18 protein-coding genes are annotated in these 21,905 nt (G+C 60.5%); 13 read left to right on the top strand and 5 right to left on the bottom strand.

Annotated features, from left to right (window positions below):
* Positions 1-4: 4 nt before the first annotated feature.
* Complete coding sequence (pcaF, locus tag AB4Z52_RS31940; RefSeq protein WP_442221879.1) at positions 5-1,210, bottom strand: 3-oxoadipyl-CoA thiolase; 1,206 nt, start codon at positions 1,208-1,210, stop codon at positions 5-7.
* 91 nt (positions 1,211-1,301) lie between these two features.
* Here pcaF and pcaD point away from each other — a divergent pair, with 91 nt between their 5' ends.
* Both pcaD and AB4Z52_RS31930 read left to right on the top strand, forming a co-directional pair.
* Positions 1,302-2,096 carry a 3-oxoadipate enol-lactonase gene (gene pcaD, locus AB4Z52_RS31935; RefSeq protein WP_442221878.1) on the top strand — a complete coding sequence of 265 codons (795 nt, stop codon included), beginning with the start codon at positions 1,302-1,304 and terminating at the stop codon, positions 2,094-2,096.
* A gap of 204 nt (positions 2,097-2,300) precedes the next feature.
* Positions 2,301-3,131: an MBL fold metallo-hydrolase gene (locus AB4Z52_RS31930; RefSeq protein WP_442221877.1), complete on the top strand. Its 831-nt coding sequence runs from the start codon at positions 2,301-2,303 to the stop codon at positions 3,129-3,131.
* Positions 3,132-3,361: 230 nt separating this feature from the next.
* Here the strand turns inward: AB4Z52_RS31930 and AB4Z52_RS31925 are convergent, their stop codons facing one another.
* The 3 genes from AB4Z52_RS31925 to AB4Z52_RS31915 form a co-directional block, all read right to left on the bottom strand.
* The gene (locus AB4Z52_RS31925; RefSeq protein ID WP_442221876.1) at positions 3,362-3,637 is read right to left on the bottom strand and encodes a helix-turn-helix domain-containing protein; all 276 of its coding nucleotides are present in this window, start codon (positions 3,635-3,637) and stop codon (positions 3,362-3,364) included.
* Positions 3,638-3,760: 123 nt separating this feature from the next.
* On the bottom strand, positions 3,761-4,516 hold the full coding sequence (locus AB4Z52_RS31920) for a polysaccharide deacetylase family protein (protein WP_442221875.1): 756 nt from the start codon (positions 4,514-4,516) through the stop codon (positions 3,761-3,763).
* Positions 4,506-5,600 (bottom strand): glycosyltransferase family 4 protein, encoded by a 1,095-nt coding sequence (locus tag AB4Z52_RS31915; protein WP_442221874.1) that lies wholly within the window; start codon positions 5,598-5,600, stop codon positions 4,506-4,508. Before AB4Z52_RS31915 ends, AB4Z52_RS31920 begins: the two co-directional genes overlap by 11 nt.
* Positions 5,601-5,841: 241 nt before the next feature.
* Here AB4Z52_RS31915 and AB4Z52_RS31910 point away from each other — a divergent pair, with 241 nt between their 5' ends.
* Together AB4Z52_RS31910 and AB4Z52_RS31905 are read left to right on the top strand one after the other, a co-directional pair.
* Positions 5,842-7,566: an adenylate/guanylate cyclase domain-containing protein gene (locus tag AB4Z52_RS31910; protein WP_442221873.1), complete on the top strand. Its 1,725-nt coding sequence runs from the start codon at positions 5,842-5,844 to the stop codon at positions 7,564-7,566.
* Between the two features lie 28 nt (positions 7,567-7,594).
* Complete coding sequence (locus tag AB4Z52_RS31905) at positions 7,595-8,467, top strand: FkbM family methyltransferase (protein WP_442221872.1); 873 nt, start codon at positions 7,595-7,597, stop codon at positions 8,465-8,467.
* A 3-nt stretch (positions 8,468-8,470) separates the two neighbouring features.
* On the opposite strand, the gene AB4Z52_RS31900 is transcribed toward AB4Z52_RS31905, so the two are convergent.
* Complete coding sequence (locus AB4Z52_RS31900) at positions 8,471-8,950, bottom strand: class I SAM-dependent methyltransferase (protein ID WP_442221881.1); 480 nt, start codon at positions 8,948-8,950, stop codon at positions 8,471-8,473.
* 155 nt (positions 8,951-9,105) lie between these two features.
* Here AB4Z52_RS31900 and AB4Z52_RS31895 point away from each other — a divergent pair, with 155 nt between their 5' ends.
* The 9 genes from AB4Z52_RS31895 (at position 9,106) to AB4Z52_RS31855 (ending at position 21,724) form a co-directional block, all read left to right on the top strand.
* Positions 9,106-10,320: a DUF3095 domain-containing protein gene (locus AB4Z52_RS31895; protein ID WP_442221871.1), complete on the top strand. Its 1,215-nt coding sequence runs from the start codon at positions 9,106-9,108 to the stop codon at positions 10,318-10,320.
* Positions 10,321-10,538: 218 nt separating this feature from the next.
* Complete coding sequence (locus tag AB4Z52_RS31890; RefSeq protein ID WP_442221870.1) at positions 10,539-11,879, top strand: adenylate/guanylate cyclase domain-containing protein; 1,341 nt, start codon at positions 10,539-10,541, stop codon at positions 11,877-11,879.
* A 161-nt stretch (positions 11,880-12,040) separates the two neighbouring features.
* Entirely contained in the window at positions 12,041-13,927 is a 1,887-nt protein-coding gene (locus AB4Z52_RS31885; protein ID WP_442221869.1) for an ABC transporter ATP-binding protein, read from the top strand.
* Positions 13,921-15,831, top strand: a complete 1,911-nt coding sequence (locus AB4Z52_RS31880) for an ABC transporter substrate-binding protein (protein ID WP_442221868.1) — start codon at positions 13,921-13,923, stop codon at positions 15,829-15,831. The genes AB4Z52_RS31885 and AB4Z52_RS31880 overlap by 7 nt, the downstream gene beginning before the upstream one ends.
* A 1-nt stretch (position 15,832) precedes the next feature.
* Positions 15,833-16,831 (top strand): ABC transporter permease, encoded by a 999-nt coding sequence (locus AB4Z52_RS31875; protein WP_442221867.1) that lies wholly within the window; start codon positions 15,833-15,835, stop codon positions 16,829-16,831.
* A complete protein-coding gene (locus AB4Z52_RS31870; protein ID WP_442221866.1) occupies positions 16,828-18,003 on the top strand; it encodes an ABC transporter permease in 1,176 nt (391 codons plus the stop codon). Before AB4Z52_RS31875 ends, AB4Z52_RS31870 begins: the two co-directional genes overlap by 4 nt.
* Before the next feature lie 102 nt (positions 18,004-18,105).
* The gene (locus AB4Z52_RS31865; RefSeq protein WP_442221865.1) at positions 18,106-19,320 is read left to right on the top strand and encodes a glycosyltransferase family protein; all 1,215 of its coding nucleotides are present in this window, start codon (positions 18,106-18,108) and stop codon (positions 19,318-19,320) included.
* Positions 19,321-19,337: 17 nt separating this feature from the next.
* Positions 19,338-20,597, top strand: coding sequence for a glycosyltransferase (locus AB4Z52_RS31860; RefSeq protein WP_442221880.1), 1,260 nt, complete (start codon positions 19,338-19,340; stop codon positions 20,595-20,597).
* On the top strand, positions 20,594-21,724 hold the full coding sequence (locus tag AB4Z52_RS31855; protein WP_442221864.1) for a glycosyltransferase family protein: 1,131 nt from the start codon (positions 20,594-20,596) through the stop codon (positions 21,722-21,724). The genes AB4Z52_RS31860 and AB4Z52_RS31855 overlap by 4 nt, the downstream gene beginning before the upstream one ends.
* Positions 21,725-21,905 lie beyond the last annotated feature (181 nt).

Here is a 21,905-nt window from a genome sequence, read left to right as displayed (position 1 = left end):
TTGCTCACACCCGCTCAAGCGCGATGGCGATGCCCTGGCCGACGCCGATGCACATGGTCGACAGCGCGTAGCGGCCGCCGGTTCCCTTCAGTTCCAGCGCCGCCGTGCCGGTGATGCGAGCGCCCGACATGCCGAGCGGATGGCCGAGCGCGATGGCGCCGCCGTTGCGGTTGACCCTGATGTCATTGTCGGCGATGCCGAGTTCGCGCAGCACGGCAAGCCCCTGGCTGGCGAAGGCCTCGTTGAGTTCGATGACGTCGAACTGGTCGATGCTCATGCCAAGCCGCGCCATCAGCCGGCGTGACGCCGGCACCGGGCCGATGCCCATGATGCGCGGCGGCACGCCGGCGGCAGCGCCACCAAGGATGCGGGCGATCGGGGTCAGGCCATACCGTCTGGCCGCCGCTTGCGAGGCGACGATCAGGGCGGCRGCGCCGTCATTGACGCCGGAGGCATTGCCGGCGGTCACCGTGCCACCCTCTTGTCTGAAGGGCGTGCCAAGCCTGGCAAGCGCCTCCATGGTCGTGGCGCGCGGATGCTCGTCGCTGTCGACGGTGATGGCATCGCCCTTGCGCTGCGGAATGGTCACCGGCGTGATTTCTTGAGCCAGCCTGCCGTTTTCCTGGGCCGCGGCCGCCTTGGCCTGCGAGCCCAGCGCAAAGCCATCCTGGTCCTTTCGGCTGACATGATAGTCCGCCGCGACATTCTCGCCGGTCTCCGGCATCGAATCGACGCCATATTGCTTCTTCATGAGCGGATTGACGAAACGCCAGCCGATGGTGGTGTCGTGGATTTCGGCATGGCGCGAAAAGGCCGTTTCGGCCTTCGGCATGACCAAGGGGGCGCGCGACATGCTCTCGACGCCGCCGGCGATTATCAGCTCGGCCTCGCCGGCCTTGATCGCCCGGGCCGCCGCGATCACCGCATCCATGCCGGAGCCGCACAATCGGTTAATGGTCGTGCCCGGCACCGACACAGGCAGCCCGGCCAGAAGCAGCGCCATGCGCGCAACATTGCGATTGTCCTCGCCGGCCTGATTGGCGCAGCCATAGATCACGTCGTCAACCGCCTCCCAGTCGACAGACCCGTTGCGCGCCACCAGCGCCTGCAAGGGCACAGCACCGAGATCGTCGGTGCGAACGCCGGCCAGCGATCCGCCGAACCGGCCGATCGGGGTGCGGATATAGTCGCAGATGAAGGCTTCGGTCATCGTATCTGGCCTCGACAAATGTTGACGAATGGAGAAACGTGGGCTGACATCTCTCTTCGGATATGATTAGTTTAAAGTTCAAGGAATTCCAATGCAGTTTGCGCGGCTAAATGATGTAACCATCCATTATCAGGTCATCGGTGGCCCGGCCGACAAGCCGGTGCTGGTATTTGCCAATTCGCTTGGGACGGATTTCCGCATCTGGCGCGACGTGGTTGTCCAGTTGGCCGGCGATTTCGCCATCGTGCTTTATGACAAGCGCGGCCATGGTCTATCCGACGTCGGCCGGACACCCTGTTCTCTCGAAGACCATGCGGTCGATCTCGCCGGATTGCTTGATCTGCTCGCGGTGAAGAACGCCTATATCTGCGGCCTGTCGGTCGGCGGAATGATCGCCCAGGCGCTCTGCCAGCAGCGACCGGAGCTGGTGAAGGCGCTGATCCTTTGCGATACCGCCCATAAGGTCGGCACGGCGGAATCGTGGAATTCGCGGATCGCCGCCATCAAGGCCGGTGGCCTTGAGGCAATCGTCGATGGCGTTTTGGAGCGCTGGTTCACGCCCGCTTTCCGCAGGCCGGAAAACACTACCCTTGCAGGTTACCGCAACATGGTCGTGCGCCAGCCGGTGGCCGGATACATCGCGACCTGTGAAGCAGTTCGCGATGCCGATCTGACCGAGGTAGCAAGGCACATTTCGGTGCCGACCCTGTGCGTCGTCGGAGACCAGGACGGCTCGACGCCGCCGCAGCTGGTGCTTTCCACGTCCCGGTTGATCGCAGACGCACGCTACGAGGTCATCAAGGATGCAGGCCATATTCCCTGCGTCGAGCAGCCGGAGGCGCTGACTGCGGTCATTCGTGCCTTTGTCCGTTCGATCACGAATTGACGGCGCCGCGCGGGTGTCGTCGGGCGTCTCATCCTTTGTGACGAACCATATGCCGGTGGTCGATGGCGGCACTACCACAAGCCTCTGAGCACGGAATTAGGATTCCGTTCTCACACCGCGACTATACTGGCAAAATTGCTGGCTTCGCACGACGGAAAAAGTGTGCTTACTTTGGCGGCGGAAGGACCCTGGTACAAAAAACGAATGAAGAACGATAATTTCGAGCTTAAGTTCTGGGGTGTGCGGGGAAGCGTTCCCGTATCTGGACCGGAATTCGGGCGTTACGGTGGAAATACTTCCTGTATTGAATTGCGGCATGGCGACAGACGTCTCCTTTTCGACGCCGGCACAGGCGTTCGCGAGGCGGCCCTGGGACTGAAGGCAGACAAGGTTCGTCATATCGATGTGTTCTTCACCCATTCGCACTACGACCATATCATCGGCCTGCCGTTCTTCGATCCGATCTATACGCCGAGCGTCACCGTCGATCTCTGGTCGGGTCATCTTGCCGGCAAGACAACGACGCGCCAGCTCATCGACCAGTTCATGCGCCCACCCTGGTTTCCGGTCGAGCCGGATATATGCCGCGCAACCCTGGGCTTTCGCGATTTCAAGGCCGGCGACGTGCTCGCACCACATGCCGGCATCGTCATCAAGACCGCGATGCTCAACCATCCGGGCGGCTGCATCGGCTACCGCGTGGAGTGGGCGGGACGCGTCGTAGCGCTGGTCTATGACACCGAGCATATGGCGGGAAAGCTCGACCAGGCGGCGCTGTCGCTAATGGAAGGCGCCGATCTGGCGATCTATGACACGACCTACACCGAAGCCGAAATGCCGAGGCACCTCGGTTTTGGCCATTCGACCTGGCAGGAGGGCGTCAAGCTTGCCAGACATGCCAAGGTGAAACGCCTCGCCCTGTTTCACCACGCTCCGGCCCGGACCGACGCCGAGCTGGATGCGATGCAGGCGGAGGCACAGGCCAGCTTCCCCGGCGCCTTTGCCGCCTTCGATCGGCAGACCTTACTGCTCTAGCCATTACTCAAAGTTGGCGTTTAATACGCTGGCATCGCTTCTTGATGATGTGCGGGAGGCGGCTCAGGATTTTGGTAGGGTCGCCATCTGACACCGAAATCCGCGTCGCAACATGATCGCATGATTTTCCGACCAACTCTGCAAGCTTATCGATGCGCCTGAGGCTGGATGCTGGACTGAGGCCTATCTGCTCGGCGAAGGCTTTCCAGTCATTGCCCTGTAAATGGACGTCATTTCCCGCCAGCGAAGCTGGGCAGGAAGCTAAGTTCATCATTTTCGGGAGATAGCTGCTGCGGCGCCCCGGATTTGAGATCAACCACTTCGCATCCGACCGTTCGGGCAACGATGAGCGCCTTCTCGAGCTGGCAGTTCGGCTTGCCCGATTCCAGATCGACAATGAAGCGTTCGCCCGTACCGGAACGGGCGGCGAGCTCCGTTTGCGTCCAACCGAGCGCTTTGCGCTTGTCTCTGACCAAGGCTCCAAAATCACGGGCCGACCGGATCATCGTAATTCTCCTGTATTGCCTTACCGCACAGAAAGTTTTGCGGCGGCACAAGACCACACTTACCGATCGGGAAGCTAACCTGTGACTCCGCCAAAAACATCCCGATCGGTAAGTATCGGCTAGCTACTTAGACTCCAGCAGATCGACGATCCCGCGCCAGCGAACGGCGGGGTTGCCTTTCGTCTCGTCGAAAAGCTCGCCGATGAAGTCCCATGCCGCTTCGTCGTGGACGAGATGGTGCGTGAGGATCCCGATCGGCTCGTCATTGCCGTCGAAGCGGTCCTTGAGCTCGGACACCAAATTCGCCACAAGCTCGCCAAGGGGACGGCAACCGCGAACGCCATGCCAATTCATGAGATCGACATGGGTATTGACGAGCTCAATGGCGTCTGTTGCCCCCACCCGCCCATAGACGGAGGCCGCGCGGTAGCCCAGGCCGGCAAGGTGGGGTAGTAGGGATGGCGCGATCCGGTTCCATGGCGGCACCAGAACCGGTACGAATTGCATGGGATAAAGCGCTTTCAGCTTGTCGAACCCGGCCTTCAATTCGTCAAGGACAATCCATCCAGGCCGGTCGAGACCAAGCTCCTGCTTCTTTCTGTCGTCCGGCGAATAATTCTTGTGCGACCAGCCGTGAACGGCAACCGCGACATCGCCGTTCCGGCCAAGGCCTGTTGCAAGCGGCTCGCCTGTTGACGCCGGGATGACGGCAAGCGTCAGCGGTACGCCGCAATCGCCAGCCAGATGAAGGAGATGGTCGAGTTCAGAAGTCGGCTCGATGGCATCGTCGTCCCGCAGCCAGAGGTCCACCCTTCGCCCGGCGGCAGCACAACGCTGCAACTCGTCACGCAACGGCTGCCAGAGTGTCCTATCGCTCATAGTCGCCTCCAAGATGCTGTCGCAGAATGAGATCAAGCCGTCTGGAGGCTTCGGCAAGCGATCGCTCCTCAAGCACGAAGCGGCGGGCAGCCGCTGCCATTTCGTGGCGTTTCGCGCCGTCTTCAAGCATTGAGCCGATCGCCGCAGCGAAGGCCTCGACATCGCCATCGGGCGTCAAGACGCCGGTTCTCCCATTGATAACGACCTCGGGAACACCCGCCGTCGCCTGCGCGACCACGGGCAACCCCGCCGCCTGCGCCTCCAGATAGGCAAGGCCATAGGCCTCGCCACAGCCGGGCCAGACATAGGTGCCGCCCAGGCGAAGTTCTGCGGCGACTGTCTCCGGCGATAGTTCCCCGAGCCACTCGATGCGCTTATGGTCGAACCTCGAAAATAGTGCCTGCACCTCAGCAAGTGCCGGTCCGCCGCCGATAATGCTGAGCGTCCAGCTCTTGTCGATGATCAGAGCAAGGGCGCTCGCCAACATCGCATAACTGTCAAACTTGTCCCCGCGCCGCATCATAGCGACAGCGACCAGCCGCTGCGGGGCTTCGATTGCCGGCGCGTCAAAAAGCAAGCTATCGATGAAGGGCGGAAGCAGCGCATAACGTCCCTCAGGAACAGCCGCGACAAGCCCCTTCCGATCGCGCTCGGTAAAGCAGATATTGACCGCCGACTGTCGGACGGCGCGAGCGAGCAGCCTCTGGCTGTCGGCCCAGCCGGTCGCGTCATGTCGGGGCGAATAGGATGCCTCGGCCGTTACGTAGGGAATGCCCAGCGCCTGGGCGACCGGTGGCCCTATCAGGTCGGGCGTCTTGTAGTAGGTGTGATAAGTGAACCAAAGATGCGGCTGGTCAGTGCGCCACAGCCGCAGCAGGTGATCGACCTCACTCTTGGCAAAGGCAACGATGTCCGCGCGCGAAGCGTCATTTGGGGTCGCCCTGAAACTCCTGAGTTCAGAGCCGAGCTCGACCCTGTGACCGGCCGCTTCGAGCGCCGCCATGATCTGGCGTGCCATCAGGCGATCGCCCGAGGGCACGGGATGATTGGGCGATTTCAGCGGCGCATAAAAGGCAACCTTCATATTTCGACCCGACCGTTGACATTCATTTGATTGGCGAAAAACCGAAAACGTCTGAAAATGCCCATGTTTCGCCGACTTGGTTGCAACGATTCTTCTTACAGCTGCGCCACCTGCTCGACAGCACCTGGCAATAGCGCTAGATGGAAAGTAACGGTGATCCGACGCCGGCCAAACGCTATATGGAGCCCGTGATTAGCCGCTTTCAGTTCGTTTGTGAACAGGCCTTCCAGATCAGGATTCGATGACCATCGAGGTTAGAGCCACAGCATTCTCCGACCAGTCCATCCGAAAGGCCCGTCTTGGCGCTGGCCTGATTATCTTCATCTTTGTAATAATGCATCTCGGCAATCATTCGCTTGGGTTGATTTCGCTCGCCGCTGCCGAGAAGGGCCGGCACTGGTTCCTCTTCGTCTGGCGAAATCCTGTCGGCACCGTGCTGTTCTACGGCGCCGTGCTGGTTCATATCGTCCTGGTGTTGCGCACGCTCTATATGCGCCGGACCCTGGCGATGCCGGCCGGTGAAGCCTTCCAGATCGCTACAGGCCTGCTCATCCCGCTTCTGCTCATCGACCACGTCATCGGTACCCGCGTCGTCCATTCGCTCTACGACTATATCGACAATTACGGCGCGATCGTGCGCACTCTCTGGGTCTCGTCCCCACCAAACGGGGTGCGCCAGGCCATTGCCCTGATCGTTGTCTGGATTCACGGCTGCATCGGCGTGCATTTCTGGCTGAGATATCGACCCTGGTACACGCGGATCACCCCGATCATGCTGGCGATCGCAATTTTGCTGCCGGTCCTCGCACTGCTTGGCTTTGCCAATATGGGGCGAACGATCGCCTATCTCTCGGCCGAGGCCGAGGCGCGCGGCTATCCGGGAGGCTACTATGGTGATCGCGGCAACCTCAGCGGCTCCGGTCCGATGGCAGGCGGCAGCATGCTTGACGCCGTTATTGCCTATCGCATCGGCGCCTATGCGGTTTTTGCCGCGACGATCGTCGCGCTCTTCATACTCCGTGCCCAGCGCAAGTGGCGCGAGCGCGCCCACCAGGTAGCGATCCGCTATCCCGGCGGCGAGGCGGTCCGGGTACCACGCGGCTTTACGGTTCTCGAAGCTAGCCGTCTCGGTGGGCTGCCACACTACTCCGTCTGCGGCGGCAAGGGGCAATGTTCGACCTGCCGCGTGCATGTGGTCGAGGGCAACGCCAATCTGCCGGCGCCCGAGGCGATCGAACAGAAGACGCTCAACAGAATCGCCGCCGCCCCCGATGTCCGCCTTGCCTGTCAGCTGCGACCGACCCATGACATCAGCGTCGTGCCGATGCTGGTACCGATGGCCGAGGCCGCAATTCCGGTCTATTCGCAAACCGCCAGCCCCGGCCGGGAACGGGATATCGTCGTCCTTTTCTGCGACATCCGCCACTTCACGACATTGACTGAGGCACGCCTGCCCTTCGACATCGTCTTTTTGCTCAACCGCTATTTCTCGATCGTCGGACGGGTGATCGAGGATTCGGGCGGCAGGCTGGATAAATTCATCGGCGATGGCGTCATGGCGCTTTTCGGCCTCGGCCCGACACCCCAGGATGCAAGCAGGCAGGCGCTGAAGGCGGCAGCGGAGATCATCCGGGAAATCGACCGGTTGGGCGAGGAGCTGGCTGATGAACTTGCAATCCCGTTGAGGATTGCCATTGGCATCCATGCAGGCCCTGCGGTCGTCGGTTCGATGGGCTACGGCACCGTCAAAAACATCACGGCCATCGGCGACACGGTCAATGTCGCGAGCCGCCTGGAAAGCGCCGCCAAGGAATTCGAAACCGCGCTGGTCTTCTCCGAGCCGGTTGCTTCCCTGTCCGGAATTGATATCTCGGCCATTGAAAGCCGCGAAATTGCCGTGCGGGGTCGCGCGGAACTCCTGCGGGTCTACATTGTCCCGAAGGAAGAAAGCGGACGCTTTGCATGATCAGCCTGCAGCGGAGGAGGAGACGATAATGAGATGGAGTTCCAGGGCATTGAAGCGGGCCGTTCGCAAGGTCCGGGACCGACTCGCCACGCGCCTGTTCGACACGCGCTACGGCCGCGGGCTGTTGATCACCGCCATCGGTCCTCGCGTCACCACCATGACGATCGATTGCGGCGATCACCTTATGAGCGTATCGCCGGCCGACTACATCGGTCGCAAGGTGTTTCGCAAAGGGCATTTCGAGCGCGATCACGTCGATCGGCTGTTATCGATCCTCAGGGAGCGAGGCCTTCAGCGAACAGGCGCGGTCATGCTCGAACTCGGCGGCAATATCGGCACGCAGACCGTCTATTTTGCCTTGAGCGGAGCCTATCGGCAAATTGTGACCGTCGAGCCCGACCCGCGCAACTATCGCCTTCTCACCGCAAACATCGGCCAGAACGGATTGCAGGATCGGGTTACCGCGGTAAACTGCGCCGCAGGAGACAGATGCGGCGAGCTGGATTTCTTCCTCAATAGAGATAACCACGGCAGGAGCACCGCCAGGCGCCAAGGCCCTCGCGACGAGAAGATCACCGTCATGGTAAGGCCGGTGCCGGATATTCTTGCCGAGGCTGAGATCGATCAGAACGATATCGGTCTCGTCTGGATGGATATCGAGGGATACGAGCCGGTCGCCTGCCGGTCGATGGCGACATTGATGGAGCGAAAAGTGCCGCTCTATTTAGAATTTTCACCCAATTTCTATGGCAAGCAGCAAGCTGCCGACTTCGTGACCTATCTAGGCGGCTTCTATCAGGACTGCATCGTGTTCTCGGTAGACCAGGACGCCATGGCCACTGACATGAAGGTGGCCGATCTGCCTGACGAAGGACAGTTCGACGTTCTCCTCTTGCCGTGAAACCTATCGGCGGCGATAGAGGAAATACCGACCGCTGTTGATCCCGTCAGGCAAGGCGAGCGGCTCCAGTTCAGCGTTATCGAGCGGCAGGCCGCAAATGGCAATTCCATGCGGCGCAAGAACGCCGGCCATCAACTGCGGCAGCCAGGTAAGCGTAACCCCGTCCTTGTCGGCATAACCGGTCCCGATATCGGCATGGGCGAGCGCGGCGCCAATGCCGATGAAATCCTGTGCCGTATCCTGAATTTCACCGAGGATCAGATTGCCCTTGTCCGGCATCGAATGATCGTAGGCCAAGGCGGCGCGATCAAACGCGATAATGCGACGATCCGGGAAGCGTTCGCGCAAATGATCGAAGGTCCTACCATTGCCGAGGCCGAGTTCGAGAATGGGCCCGCCCAGGTGATCGAGATCGGCCGATATCGCGTTAAGAATATCCCGCTGGGCCGTCAGGCGGCGGATGAAACTGTCCAGACGACTCATGATCGGTATGCCGTTTCCGTTGGCTTCAGCCCCGCTTAGCACGGTGCTCGCCGTCAAGTCGATCACCTTATCGTGTGGTGTCATGGTCGCGTTCCCGGCGCATTTCGGGACGATGCGGTTGTCGTTTGATGTTTGCCTATGTGATAAGATGCGTCATGGTCGATCAGACGAAAGATGACTTTTTCAGCGCTTTGCCGGTCTTCACCCGATTCGAGGGGGTCACCGAGGATGGCAACTATCGCCCACTTCCCGACAACTGGCTTCTGGCAGTCGCCGATATCGTAAGCTCCACGCAGGCGATTGCGTCTGGTCGCTACAAGGCCGTGAACATGGCCGGCGCAAGCGTGATCTCCGCTGTCATGAATGCCCTCGACAGGGGCGACTATCCCTTCGTGTTCGGCGGCGATGGCGCACTCGTCGCCATTCCCGCTTCGGGCGCCGAGCGCGTCCGCGCCGCCTTGAGCGCCGTCAGGTCCTGGGTTGCCGAAGACCTGCAGCTCAGCCTGCGCACCGCACTCGTCCCCATGTCGGACGTCCGGGCCCAAGGCCTCGACGTCCGCGTCGCACGGTTTAGCCCCAGCGACCTGGTTTCCTATGCGATGTTTTCCGGTGGCGGAGCGAGCTGGGCCGAAGCCCAGATGAAAGCTGGAAATTACGGCATCGACCCGCCGCTGGACAAGGCGCGGCCGGACCTTACCGGTCTCTCGTGTCGCTGGAACCCGATCGAGGCGCGCAACGGCCAGATCGTCTCCATCATCGCAGTCCCGGCTGCTGCCGGAAATGGTCCGGAGTTTCAACGCCTTGTGGCCGATGTCATTGGCATCTCGATGGAGCAGCGCCGCGACGGCCATCCTGTGCCTGCCGACGGGCCTGACCTTGCTCTGACCCTTTCCGGCGTCGAAGCTGAGGCGCGGGCAACGGCACCTGAAGACAAGCGGTTCCGGCGCAAACTCGTGATCGTCACACAGATCGGACTGGTCTTTGTTCTCAACAAGCTCGGCGTGACGCTCGGCAAATTCAATGCGCGACGGTACAAGCGAGACGTGGCAGCCAATTCTGACTTCAGAAAGTTCGACGACGGTCTGAAGATGACCGTCGACGTCGACGACGACCATCTGTCCAGGATCGAGGCACGTCTGCAGGAGGCGGAAAGCCAGGGCATCTGCCATTACGGCCTGCATCGGCAGGGTTCCGCGCTGATGACATGCTTCGTGCCGACGCCGCTGTCGCGAGACCACATGCATTTCATCGACGGCGCCGATGGAGGATACGCCATGGCGTCGGCGCAGCTATCGGCAAAGCGCTTGGCCGGCGCGCCATCCGCAACTGCCGTGGCAGGGGCCTCGATCCCGTCGCTGGACCTTTCTTGAGCGTTGCAGACACTGCGACTTTTCAGAGACATAAGGGTTGTTTTCTGCAGAGATGGTCGCTCAAGCCATTGTTTCATTTCAATGACAGCTTATGTGCGTCATCAGGGACCGGCGGCTTGTTCGGCTTTCACATCTCGCCGCGTCCACTCCGATCTGCAGCACCTGCGCTCGATGACGGCGGCTGGCGAGCGGATAGATTGCAAGGATAAGACCCACCGATGAAGACGACCCATTCCAGCGTTTCCGACATATTTTTGGACAAGGTTGCAGAGTGGCTGACGCAAGCGGCGCTGACCGGCGAAAATCTGGAGAGTATCGTCCGCGGCTTCTGCGACAGGATCGCGGCGACCGGAATGCCAATTGCGCGGGTGCATCTGACCTTCTCGATGCTGCATCCGCTTTACGACGCGCTCGGCTTCACCTGGAAGCGCTCCAGCGGCCTGACGATCGAAGGCTATCGCCACGGCGCGGAGAAGCCGGAGCGCTTCCTGCAAAGCCCCTATTATCATCTTCTGACCAATAACCTCGACCATCTTCGCCGTAGGATCGACAAGGACGGGCCTCTCGATTTTCCGATCTTCGAGGAACTGCGCAGCGAAAAGATAACCGACTATATCGCTTTTGTGCAGACCTTCGGCGACGGTTCGGCGCAGGGCATGATGGGGTCGTGGTCGACCGACAGCACCAGTGGTTTCAGCGAGGAAATGATCGCAGCGCTGCTGCGGATGCAGAATCATCTGGCGGTGGCAGCGAAGATGGCCGTGCTTGGCAAGCTCGCCAACAACATGCTGACGACCTATCTAGGTGGCGATGCCGGCAAACGTGTTCTGAACGGTCAAGTCCGCCGCGGCGACGGAGACACCATTCGCGCGGCATTGGTGATGGGCGACATGCGTCAATCGACGATGTATGCCGAGAAAGAAGGTCGCCAGGCCTATATCGACACGCTCAACGAATTCTTCGACGCAATTGCCGCACCGTTCAACCGCAACGGCGGTGAGATCATGAGCTTCCTCGGCGATGGTTTTCTCGCCGTTTACCCCTGCGGCAGACACAAGGACCCCTCGAAGGTCGCGTGCCAGGCCGCGCTGGCCGCCGTCATCCAGGCACAGGCTCGGGTGGAGCAGCTCAATGTCGAGCGGCAGCAAAAGAGCATGAGCATCGTGCGCTACGGTATTGGCCTGCATGTCGGCAATGTCATGTTCGGCAATGTCGGCCTGCGGGACCGCCTGACGTTTTCAGCCTTCGGTTCCGCCGTCAACGAAGTCGCCCGACTGCAGTCGCTCACGAAGAAATACAGCCGCGAGGTCGTGGCAAGCCAAGCATTTGCCGGTTATAGCGGCGGCGACTGGGTGACGCTCGGCGAAGAAAAGTTGCGCGGAGTACGCCAGAAGCTGACCGTTCTGCATCCGAAATTTGCAACCGGGCCGGCCAGGTTGGGAGATGCATTCGAGGAGGAGGAACGCGATGGGCTGTCTGAGGCAGAGCGCGTCATTCTGCTGCATCGAGACGCAAAGAAGATGGATAAGGGGCCGCATTTCGAAAAATTCATGCAGTAAACCGAACTTCGCCTCTATTGACATGTTCCTGTCATAGCGTCTTGGAAACAACGGCTTTTTTGCCGGGGTTCTTGCACGTTGTGCAACTGGACACCTGTCAGGGGCTACGTTAGTGTGCCTCGACGATCCGTGGGGATTGTGCGAGCGGGAAACACTTTTGTATGGCCTCTGCGACGGATTTGTTGCGTATCGAAAACCTCGACGTCTCGTTCGCAGTGTTCGGAGACAGGTCGCGCGTGGTCAAGGGCGCCAATCTCAGGATCCTTCCGGGCAAGGTCACGGCGCTGGTTGGAGAGTCCGGCTCCGGCAAGTCGATCATCAGCCAGTCGATCATGGGGATCCTGCCCAATCCGGCGCAGGCCTCCGGCCGTATCCTGTTCACCGATCCGCTCAACGGCAAGACCACCGACATCCTTGAGCTTTCCCCTGACAGCCGCGAGATGCGGCAACTGCGCGGCGGCCGCATGGCGAATATCTTTCAGGAGCCGATGACCTCGCTTTCGCCGCTCCATACGGTCGGCAACCAGATCAGCGAGGCGCTGCGCATCCACAGCACCGCCACCAAAATCGAGCAGCGGCAAAGAACCGAAGAGATGCTCGGACTTGTCGGCTTTCAGAACCCGCAGCGCACTTACGACATGTACCCGTTCGAATTGTCCGGCGGCATGCGCCAGCGCGCGATGATCGCGATGGCGCTGATCTGCAATCCGGCGCTGCTTATCGCCGACGAGCCGACAACGGCGCTCGACGTGACCATTCAGGCGCAGATCCTTGGCCTCCTGCGCGATCTTCAGCACAAGCTGAATATGGCCATGCTGCTGATCACCCATGATCTCGGCGTCGTTGCCAACGTGGCCGACGAAGTCGTCGTCATCTACCACGGCGAAATCATGGAGGCCGGGCCGGTCGAGACGATCTTCCGCAAGCCGCAGCACCCCTACCTCAAGGGCCTGATGTCGGCGGTGCCACATTTCGACATGAAGCCAGGCGAGCGGCTGAAGGCTCTTCGCGAAGTGCCGGTCAATATCGACACGCTACTCGGCAAGAAGAAGACGGTGGTCGGCGCCCCCGACATTCTGTTGTCCGTCCGCAATCTGGAGAAGGTCTACGCAACAAAGAAGAGCGGCTTCTTTTCCCGGTCCGAGAGTGTTAAATTGCACGCGGTGGATCATGTCAGCTTCGACATCAGGCGTGGCGAATGCCTTGGCCTTGTTGGAGAAAGCGGCTGCGGAAAGACCACCGTCAGCAAAATATTGATGCGCGCCGTCACACCCGAAAGCGGCTCGGTGACATTCAACGAGGGTCACGGCGACATCGACGTGCTGGCGGCAAACGGCGATGCACTGATGGAGCTCAGAACCAAGATCCAGATGGTGTTCCAGGATCCGGTATCGTCGCTATCTCCGCGCATGACCGTTCGCAATATCCTGAGCGAGCCCCTGGAAATCCACGGTCGCGGCACCAGCGCCGAGCGCAAGGAAAAGGTCAAGGCATTGATGCGGGCGATCGGCCTCGACGAGCGCTATCTCAGCCGATATCCGCACAGTTTCTCCGGCGGCCAGCGGCAGCGCATCGGCATTGCCCGGGCGCTTGCGCTGGGCCCCAAGCTCTTGATTCTCGACGAGCCCGTATCGGCGCTCGACGTATCCGTCCAAGCCCAGATTCTGAACCTCCTCAAGGACCTGCAGAAGGAACTTGGACTGACCTATCTGTTCATCTCGCACAATCTCGCCGTCGTCGACTATATGGCCGACAGGATCGCCGTGATGTTCCGCGGCAAGATCGTCGAGATCGCGCCCCGCGAAGTCATCCTGCGCAGCCCCGTCCACCCCTATACGCGTTCGCTGCTTGCCGCAGTCCCCTTCCCCGATCTCGACAGGCCGCTGGATTTTGCGACGCTTCAGGCGCTTGGAACCAACGCCAAGCGCAATTGGGCACCTCAATTCGTCGAAGACGACAAGGTCGATCTTGCCTATGCCGATCTCGGCGACGGGCATTTCGTCCGCGCCCGCAGCGACGCCGACCTACAGGATTTGCGCACGTGGTAACGCGCCGGACTTTTCTCGCAGTGATGGCATCGACGATGCTCCCGGCTGTCGCGTCCGGCGCGACCGATCGTGATTACGAACCGGAATATCTGCGCCCATGGCTGAGGGCGGCGCAGATGCCACCGCTGGCTGAGCGTATCCCTGATCGCCCGAGAATTGTCCGCATCAAGGATATGGGACGTGTGCCCGGCGAGTATGGCGGCACGGTTCGAATGATCATCGGCGGTCAGAGCGACCTGCGGTTCATGACGATTTACGGCTATGCGCGGCTCGTCGGATTCAACCAGAAACTACAGCTCCAGGCGGATATTCTTGAAGCTTTCGAGGCGGAAAATGACACCGTATTCACCTTCCACCTTCGCCCGGGCCACAAATGGTCGGACGGGAACCCCTTCACTGCCGATGACTTCCGTTACTGGTGGGAAGACGTCATTCTCAACAAGACCCTGACACCTGGCGGCGGCGCGCTCGAGCTCAGGCCGCACGGCAAGCTGCCGCATTTCGAGATGCTCGATCCGGTGACGGTGCGCTACACCTGGGAGCAGCCAAATCCTAATTTTCTGCCAAGCCTGGCAGCGCCACAGGCGCTCGTGCTTGCCGGCCCTGCCCACTACCTCAAGCAGTTTCACAAGAAATACCAGGATGATATCCGGCTTTCGGCCTTGATGCAGGACAACCGTGCCCGCAAGTGGTCTGAGCTTCACACCAAGATGGGGCGCGGGTATCGGCCGGAAAACCCCGCCCTGCCGGTGCTCGATCCGTGGCGCAATACGACCCCTCCCCCGGCCGAGCAGTTCATCTTCGAGCGCAATCCGTATTTCCACCGCGTCGATGAAAATGGTCGCCAGCTTCCCTATATCGACCGATTTGTCCTGAACGTCAGTTCGTCCTCCATTATCCCGGCCAAGGCTGGCGCAGGGGAAAGCGATCTCCAGGCAACCGGTATCGATTTCAATGACTACGCCTTCCTGAAAGATGCCGAGAAGCGCTATCCCATCAAGGTCGATCTTTGGAAGATGGCGCGCGGCTCACGCGTGGCGCTTCTTCCCAACCTCAATTGCGCTGACCCTGTCTGGCGAGACGTGTTCCGCGACGTTCGCGTCCGTCGGGCGCTGTCACTTTCGATCGATCGTCACGAGATCAATCAAGCCGTGTTCTATGGGCTGGGCGTCGAAAGTGCCGACACGATCCTGCCTGACAGTCCCCTCTTCAAGCCGGAATATGCCAGCGCCTGGATTGCCCACGATCCAGACCAGGCCAACGCGCTGCTCGACCAGGCCGGGCTGCAGAACCGCAATGAAGACGGCATTCGCCTTTTGCCGGACGGCAGACCGGCAGAGATCACCGTCGAAACGGCCGGCGAGAGCACACTCGAGACCGATATTCTCGAGCTTATCACCGACCACTGGCGGCGGGTCGGCATTGCTCTGTTCACACGCTCGTCGCAGAGAGACATTTTCCGCAGCCGCGCCATGGGCGGACGGATCATGATGTCGACCTGGCCTGGGCTGGACAATGGGATTCCGACCGCCGACATGAGCCCGGTCCAGCTGGCGCCGACGATGGACGACCAGCTGCAATGGCCGCTCTGGGGCATGTATTATCTTTCAGCAGGGACACAGGGGACGGCGCCCGATCTGCCCGAGGCCGCCGAACTCGTCGAACTTGTGAAGCAATGGGGTGTGGCCGCTTCCAGCGACGAACGAGGCGCTATCTGGCAGAAAATGCTGGCGATCTACACCCAGCAGGTATTCTCCATCGGCCTGATCAACGGTACCTACCAGCCTGTGCTCAGGTCGGCGAAGCTGAACAATGTTCCCGACCATGCGCTTTATGGCTTTGATCCGACATGTTTTCTCGGCGTCTATATGCCCGACACCTTCTGGATGAAGGAGGACACATAAGGTGCTGAGATATATCATTTGGCGCATCGCCGTGATGGTTCCAACGCTTCTGGTCATCTCGATGCTGGTCTTCACCATCATCCAGTTGCCGCCAGGCGACTTCTTCGAAAGCCAGATCGCCGAGCTGCAGGCACAGGGCGAAGCCGCAAACCTTCAGGAGATCGCCGATCTTCGCAAGGAGTATGGCCTCGATAAGCCCATGGCGGTCCAATATGTCTATTGGGTCGCCGGCATGATGCATGGCGATTTCGGCTATTCCTTCGAGTATCAGCTGCCCGTGTCGCAGGTTGTCGGAGACCGGTTGTGGCTGACCATCCTTGTCTCCTTCACCACCATATTGCTGACGTGGCTCGTGGCGTTTCCGATCGGCATCTATTCGGCGACCCATCAATATAGCTGGAGCGACTATGGCCTGACCTTCGTCGGGCTTTTAGGCATTGCCATTCCGAACTTCATGCTGGCCCTGATCCTGATGTACTTCGCCAATGTCTGGTTCGGCGTTTCGATCGGCCACCTGATGGATCAGAAATACCTGGCACTGCCGATGAGCTGGGAGAAGGCGCGATCAATCCTCTCTCATCTATGGATCCCCGTTATTATCGTCGGCACGGCGGGAACCGCCGGTATGATTCGCCGGCTGCGCGCCAACCTGCTCGACGAGATGCAGAAGCAATATGTCGTCACGGCACGCGCCAAAGGCCTCCACCCGCTGCGGGCGCTGATCAAATATCCACTCCGAATGGCACTGAATTTCTTTGTCGCCGACATCGGCTCCATCCTGCCCTCGATCATCTCCGGCGCTGAAATCACCGCGATTGTGCTGTCGCTCGAAACAACAGGACCAATGCTGATCAAGGCGCTGCAGAGCCAGGATATGTATCTCGCCGGCTCGTTCCTGATGTTTCTCGCATTCCTGAACGTCATCGGCGTCTTGATCTCCGATATTGCGCTCGGCTTCCTCGACCCCCGCATCCGCTTGCAAGGCAGGAGCAAAAAGTGACGCTACCCCTGCCAACACCCGGCGCGCCCCTCGAGCACTACGTCTCAACTGCTCCTTTCGATCCGATGCAGTTCGAAACGATGTCCGCGGGACAGACGCGCTACTACAAGGCCTCCCAGAAGCAGCTGATGTGGTGGAAGTTCAAGCGGCACCGGGTGGCGGTCGCCTCGGGCATCTTCCTGCTCCTGCTCTACGCGATCGTGGTGGTCGCCGAGTTTCTGGCGCCCTATGAATTGCATACACGCAACGTCGAATTCATCCACGCCCCGCCGCAACGGATCCATCTCTTCAACGAGGGAGCCTTCGTCGGACCCTTCGTCTATGGACGGACGATGACGCTCGATCTCAACACGCTGCGCCGGGTCTATACCGACAAGAAGCAGGATGTGCAGCCGATCCGGTTTCTCTGCCGGGGTGATAACTACCGGTTCTGGGGCCTGGTGTCTTCCAACCTTCATCTGGTTTGCCCGGCAATCGGCGGCCAGATGTTCCTTCTCGGGACGGACCGTCTCGGGCGCGACGTCCTGTCACGCATCATCTATGGCGCACGCATATCGCTCACAATCGGCCTTATCGGCATTTCGATAAGCTTCGTTCTCGGCATCTTGATCGGCGGCTTCGCAGGATATCACGGCGGCGTCTTCGACCTTCTCGTGCAGCGCATCATCGAGGTGTTGCAGTCGTTGCCGAGCTTGCCGCTATGGATGGCGCTGGCCGCGATCATGCCGGTCACCTGGAGCCCGATCATCATTTATTTCGGCATCACCATCATCCTCGGTATCCTGGATTGGACCGGCCTTGCCCGTGCCGTTCGCTCCAAGCTGCTGTCCCTGCGCGAAGAAGACTATGTGCTGGCGGCACAATTGATGGGCGCCCGGCCAAGCAGGATCATCGGCCGCCATCTGGTGCCGGGCTTCATGTCGCATCTGATCGCCACGGCAACGATTTCCATCCCCAGCATGATCCTCGGCGAAACAGCGCTGAGCTTCTTGGGACTTGGCTTGCGCCCACCGATTACCAGCTGGGGAATTCTGCTGACGGAGGCAAAAAGCGTCAGCGTCATCGCCTTCTACCCCTGGCTCCTCTTCCCGATGATCCCGGTCATACTTGTGATCCTGGCGTTCAATTTTCTGGGAGATGGCTTGCGCGATGCCGCCGATCCCTACAAATAAGCCCAAGCGCTGCCCCGCATTGGACTGTTATCTACGCAGCGGTTGCATTAGTGTTCACGACGACCAGCCGCCTAGACGAGTATGTACCCTGAGGTTTTGCCCATGAAGCGGCGCTTAGAAGACGCACGTATCCTCATGTACAGCCACGACACATTCGGCCTTGGCCATCTGCGTCGTTGCCGTACGATCGCGCATTCGCTGGTGGGCGACTACCGCGGCCTCAATGTCCTGATCATTTCCGGCGCGACCATTGCCGGCGCGTTTGATTATCGCGCCCGCGTGGATTTCGTCACCGTGCCGAGTGTCGTCAAGCTCAAGGACGGCGACTATACGCCGATGGCAGGACGCGTCGACCTGCAGGAAACGCTAAAGATGCGCCAGTCGATCATCCGCCAGACGGCCGAGACCTTCCAGCCCGACATTTTCATCGTCGACAAGGAGCCCTTGGGATTGAAGGGCGAGGTCGAAGAGACCCTGCAATATCTCAAAGCCCGCGGCACGACGCTGGTGCTTGGCATGCGCGACGTCATGGACGCGCCGCATCTGCTCGACGCCGAGTGGAAGAAAAGCAATATGCTGCCGAAGATCGACCAGTATTATGACACGGTATGGGTCTACGGGCCGCCGGATTTCTACGACCCGCTGATCGGCCTCGATGTTCCATCGGGCGTTCGCCGCAAGATGGAGTTTGTTGGCTTCCTGCAGCGCAGCGTGCCCCAGGGCACCAAATCCGAGCATGTGCCTGACGAAGACTACATTCTGGTGACCACCGGCGGCGGTGGCGACGGGGCCGATCTCGTCAACGACGTCGTCAGCGCCTTTGAGCACGACCAGTCGTTGCAGCACAAGACGCTGATCGTTCTCGGGCCTTATATGCCGGCTCGCGAGCGCACCGAGCTGGTCGAACGCAGCAGCAAGATTGCCTGTCTCGAGGTTATCGAGTTCGACAACCGGATGGAGGAGCTGATCGACGGCGCCAAGGCAGTTGTGGCGATGGGCGGCTACAACACCTATTGCGAAATTCTGTCGTTCGACAAGCCGGCGTTGATCATCCCACGGACCCGACCGCGCGAGGAGCAGCTGATCCGCGCGCAGCGCGCCAGCGAGCTCGGCCTTATCGATATGCTATTGCCGGAAGAATCGGCCGATCCCATGCTTCTTTCGGCGGCGTTGAAGCGGCTGACGCGGCGGGCGCCGCCATCCCAGAGCGGCGAGAAAAACATGCGCCTTGAGGGCCTGGTTCATATCTCCCGGATCGTCGGAGACTGGCTGGACGACCGTGACAGTTATCCGCCGCTTTCCGTTGTTGCCGAATAGAGCATCCCGCCTTGGCAATCCGGAAAAAAATACTGATCGTTCTCAAGGGCTATCCGCGGCTCTCGGAGACATTCATTGCGCAAGAACTGCTCGGTCTCGAGCGGGCCGGCTTCGATTTGACGCTGATCTCGATGCGCAAGCCAACCGACAAGAAGCGCCATCCGGTTCACGACCAGATCAAGGCGCGGGTCGTCTATCTGCCGGAGTACCTGTACCAGGAGCCGTTGCGGGTGCTGCGCGCATTGTTCGCCGGCGTGTCGAAGCCGGGATTCAAGGCGCTTTTGAAGCAATTCTGGGCCGACCTGCGCCGGGATCTGACGCCAAACCGCTTCCGTCGCTTCGGACAGGCGCTGGTGCTTGCCCATGAATGGCCCGATGGCGGTGAATGGCTGCACGCCCACTTCATCCATACGCCCGCCTCTGTCACCGCCTATGCCAGCATCATGACCGGCGTTCCCTGGACCTGCTCGGCTCATGCCAAGGACATCTGGACGTCCCCGGACTGGGAGCTGTTGGAGAAACTTGGGCGCGCCCGCTGGACGGTCACATGCACCCATAGTGGCTTCGATCACATGCGCAGCCTCACCGGCGCAAAGGACCGCGTGCATTTGAGCTATCACGGGCTCGATCTGGCCCGTTTTAACCACGTCGGCGAACCGCACTCCAATCGCGACGGATCTGAGCCGGCAGACCCTGTCAGGATCGTCAGCGTCGGTCGGGCGGTCGAGAAGAAGGGCTATGACGTATTGCTGCAGGCGCTCGCCTTGCTGCCGGCCGAATTGAATTGGAGCTTCGAGCACATCGGCGGCGGCGACGGCCTGGCGAAGCTGAAGGCGCAGGCCGAGAGGCTGGGACTTGCGGACCGCATCGCCTGGAGGGGAGCGCTCGCGCAGGAGGAGGTGCTCGCGCACTATCGTCAGGCGGATATTTTCGCGCTCGCCTGCCGGGTCGCGGCAGACGGCGACCGCGACGGCCTGCCGAACGTTCTCGTCGAGGCATCGAGCCAGCGGCTTGTCTGCATCTCGACCAATGTCTCCGGCGTGCCCGAACTTTTGACCGACGGCGAAAACGGCCTGATAGTCCCACCCGAAAATCCGCAGGCCCTGGCGCTGGCTCTGGAACGGGCGATCCGTGAACCGGTGATCCGCCATCTTCTGGGCGACGCGGCCGAACGGCGTGTGCGCGACCATTTCGACTACCACTCGAGTATCCGGCAATTGACCGAGCTGTTTGAAAGCGAATGGCAGCGCCAAGAGCAATGGCAGAAATCGGCATGAGCTCGCCTTGCGTCTTCTTCTACGTCCAGCACCTGCTCGGAATAGGCCATCTTGCCCGGGCAAGCCGCATCGCCGCCGCGTTGGTGAGAGACGGCTGCTGCGTCACCATGGTCACCGGCGGACTACCGGTGACCGGATTTCCAGGCGAGGAGGTCACGTCGGTGGTGTTGCCGCCAGTCGTCGCAGCAAGCGCCGGATTTTCCGGGCTTGCCGACCAGCACGGCACGCCGGTCGATCAGAAATTTCTCGATCATCGCCGCGATCTTTTGCTCAATGCCTTCAAGGCGGCGGCGCCGGATGTCGTCATCATCGAGGCATTTCCGTTCGGTCGCCGTCAGATGCGGTTCGAACTGTTGCCGCTGCTTGACGCGATCGATGCGGCAAGACCTCGCCCCAGGCTTTTCACGTCGGTGCGCGACATCTTGCAGCAGCAGAAAAAACCCGGCCGCGACGAGGAAACCGTCGATCTTCTCGACCGGCATTTCGACGGCGTCTTGGTTCACGGCGATCCCGATTTCGTCCGTCTGGAGGAGACCTTTCCGCTGACGGCAAGGATCGCCGGCAAGCTACGCTATACCGGCCTGGTTTCACCGTCCGTGCCGCCGGAGCCCATGGAGATTTTCGACATCGTCGTCTCGGCAGGCGGCGGCGCGGTCGGGCGCGACCTGATCCGTGCTGCCCTTGGCACGGCGAGGGCAACGGACAGGAGGCGGCGCTGGTGTCTTATTGCCGGCCCAAACCTGCCCGAGCAGGATTTCGCAGCCCTAGCCATGGACGCCCCCGACAACGTCCAGCTCGTCCGGTTCAGGAAGGATTTTCCCTCTCTCCTCAAGCGCGCCGAACTGTCGATTTCGCAGGCGGGCTATAATACCGTCGGCGATCTGCTGGTAACCGGTTGCCGCTCCATCCTGGTGCCGTTCACCGCGGGCGGCGAAACGGAGCAATCGGTACGGGCCGAACGGCTCGAAAGACTTGGGCTTGCCAAGGCGTTGCCCGAGGCGGGGCTGAGCGATGAATTGCTCACCTTGGCCGTCTCTGAAATCCTTGCCAAACCGAAGCCGTCTTTGCATTCCCTCGACTTGAACGGTTCGGAACGGACGTCATATATAGTCCGCAACGCCCTCTAATTTCTGAGGATCGCTTTCGTGACGCCCTCTCCTCGTTTTCCAGAATGTTGTGATATAAACTGATTTGTCTATGAATCGGAGCTGGTCGCACGCAAGGTCGATCGGCGTTTCCTGTTTGCGGGTACAAGCAGCATGTCCACGGCGACGTCGAGCATGAAATCCGCTGAATTTAGAAGCACGC

Origin of the sequence: Rhizobium sp. 2YAF20 (assembly GCF_052114685.1) — a bacterium.
GTDB lineage: Bacteria > Pseudomonadota > Alphaproteobacteria > Rhizobiales > Rhizobiaceae > Rhizobium.
The sequence above is the reverse complement of the archived record's forward strand: the minus strand, read 5'-3'. Positions and strand labels throughout refer to the sequence as shown.

Excerpts from the sequence above, each read along its gene's own strand:
- AB4Z52_RS31890 (WP_442221870.1), top strand. The coding sequence starts at position 10,539 with ATGAAGACGACCCATTCCAGCGTTTCCGACATATTTTTGGACAAGGTT.
- AB4Z52_RS31925 (WP_442221876.1), bottom strand. The coding sequence starts at position 3,637 with ATGATCCGGTCGGCCCGTGATTTTGGAGCCTTGGTCAGAGACAAGCGC.
- pcaD (WP_442221878.1), top strand. The coding sequence starts at position 1,302 with ATGCAGTTTGCGCGGCTAAATGATGTAACCATCCATTATCAGGTCATC.
- AB4Z52_RS31885 (WP_442221869.1), top strand. The coding sequence starts at position 12,041 with ATGGCCTCTGCGACGGATTTGTTGCGTATCGAAAACCTCGACGTCTCG.
- AB4Z52_RS31920 (WP_442221875.1), bottom strand. The coding sequence starts at position 4,516 with ATGAGCGATAGGACACTCTGGCAGCCGTTGCGTGACGAGTTGCAGCGT.
- AB4Z52_RS31905 (WP_442221872.1), top strand. The coding sequence starts at position 7,595 with ATGAGATGGAGTTCCAGGGCATTGAAGCGGGCCGTTCGCAAGGTCCGG.
- AB4Z52_RS31855 (WP_442221864.1), top strand. The coding sequence starts at position 20,594 with ATGAGCTCGCCTTGCGTCTTCTTCTACGTCCAGCACCTGCTCGGAATA.
- AB4Z52_RS31910 (WP_442221873.1), top strand. The coding sequence starts at position 5,842 with ATGACCATCGAGGTTAGAGCCACAGCATTCTCCGACCAGTCCATCCGA.
- AB4Z52_RS31900 (WP_442221881.1), bottom strand. The coding sequence starts at position 8,950 with ATGAGTCGTCTGGACAGTTTCATCCGCCGCCTGACGGCCCAGCGGGAT.
- AB4Z52_RS31930 (WP_442221877.1), top strand. The coding sequence starts at position 2,301 with ATGAAGAACGATAATTTCGAGCTTAAGTTCTGGGGTGTGCGGGGAAGC.
- AB4Z52_RS31915 (WP_442221874.1), bottom strand. The coding sequence starts at position 5,600 with ATGAAGGTTGCCTTTTATGCGCCGCTGAAATCGCCCAATCATCCCGTG.
- AB4Z52_RS31865 (WP_442221865.1), top strand. The coding sequence starts at position 18,106 with ATGAAGCGGCGCTTAGAAGACGCACGTATCCTCATGTACAGCCACGAC.
- AB4Z52_RS31895 (WP_442221871.1), top strand. The coding sequence starts at position 9,106 with ATGGTCGATCAGACGAAAGATGACTTTTTCAGCGCTTTGCCGGTCTTC.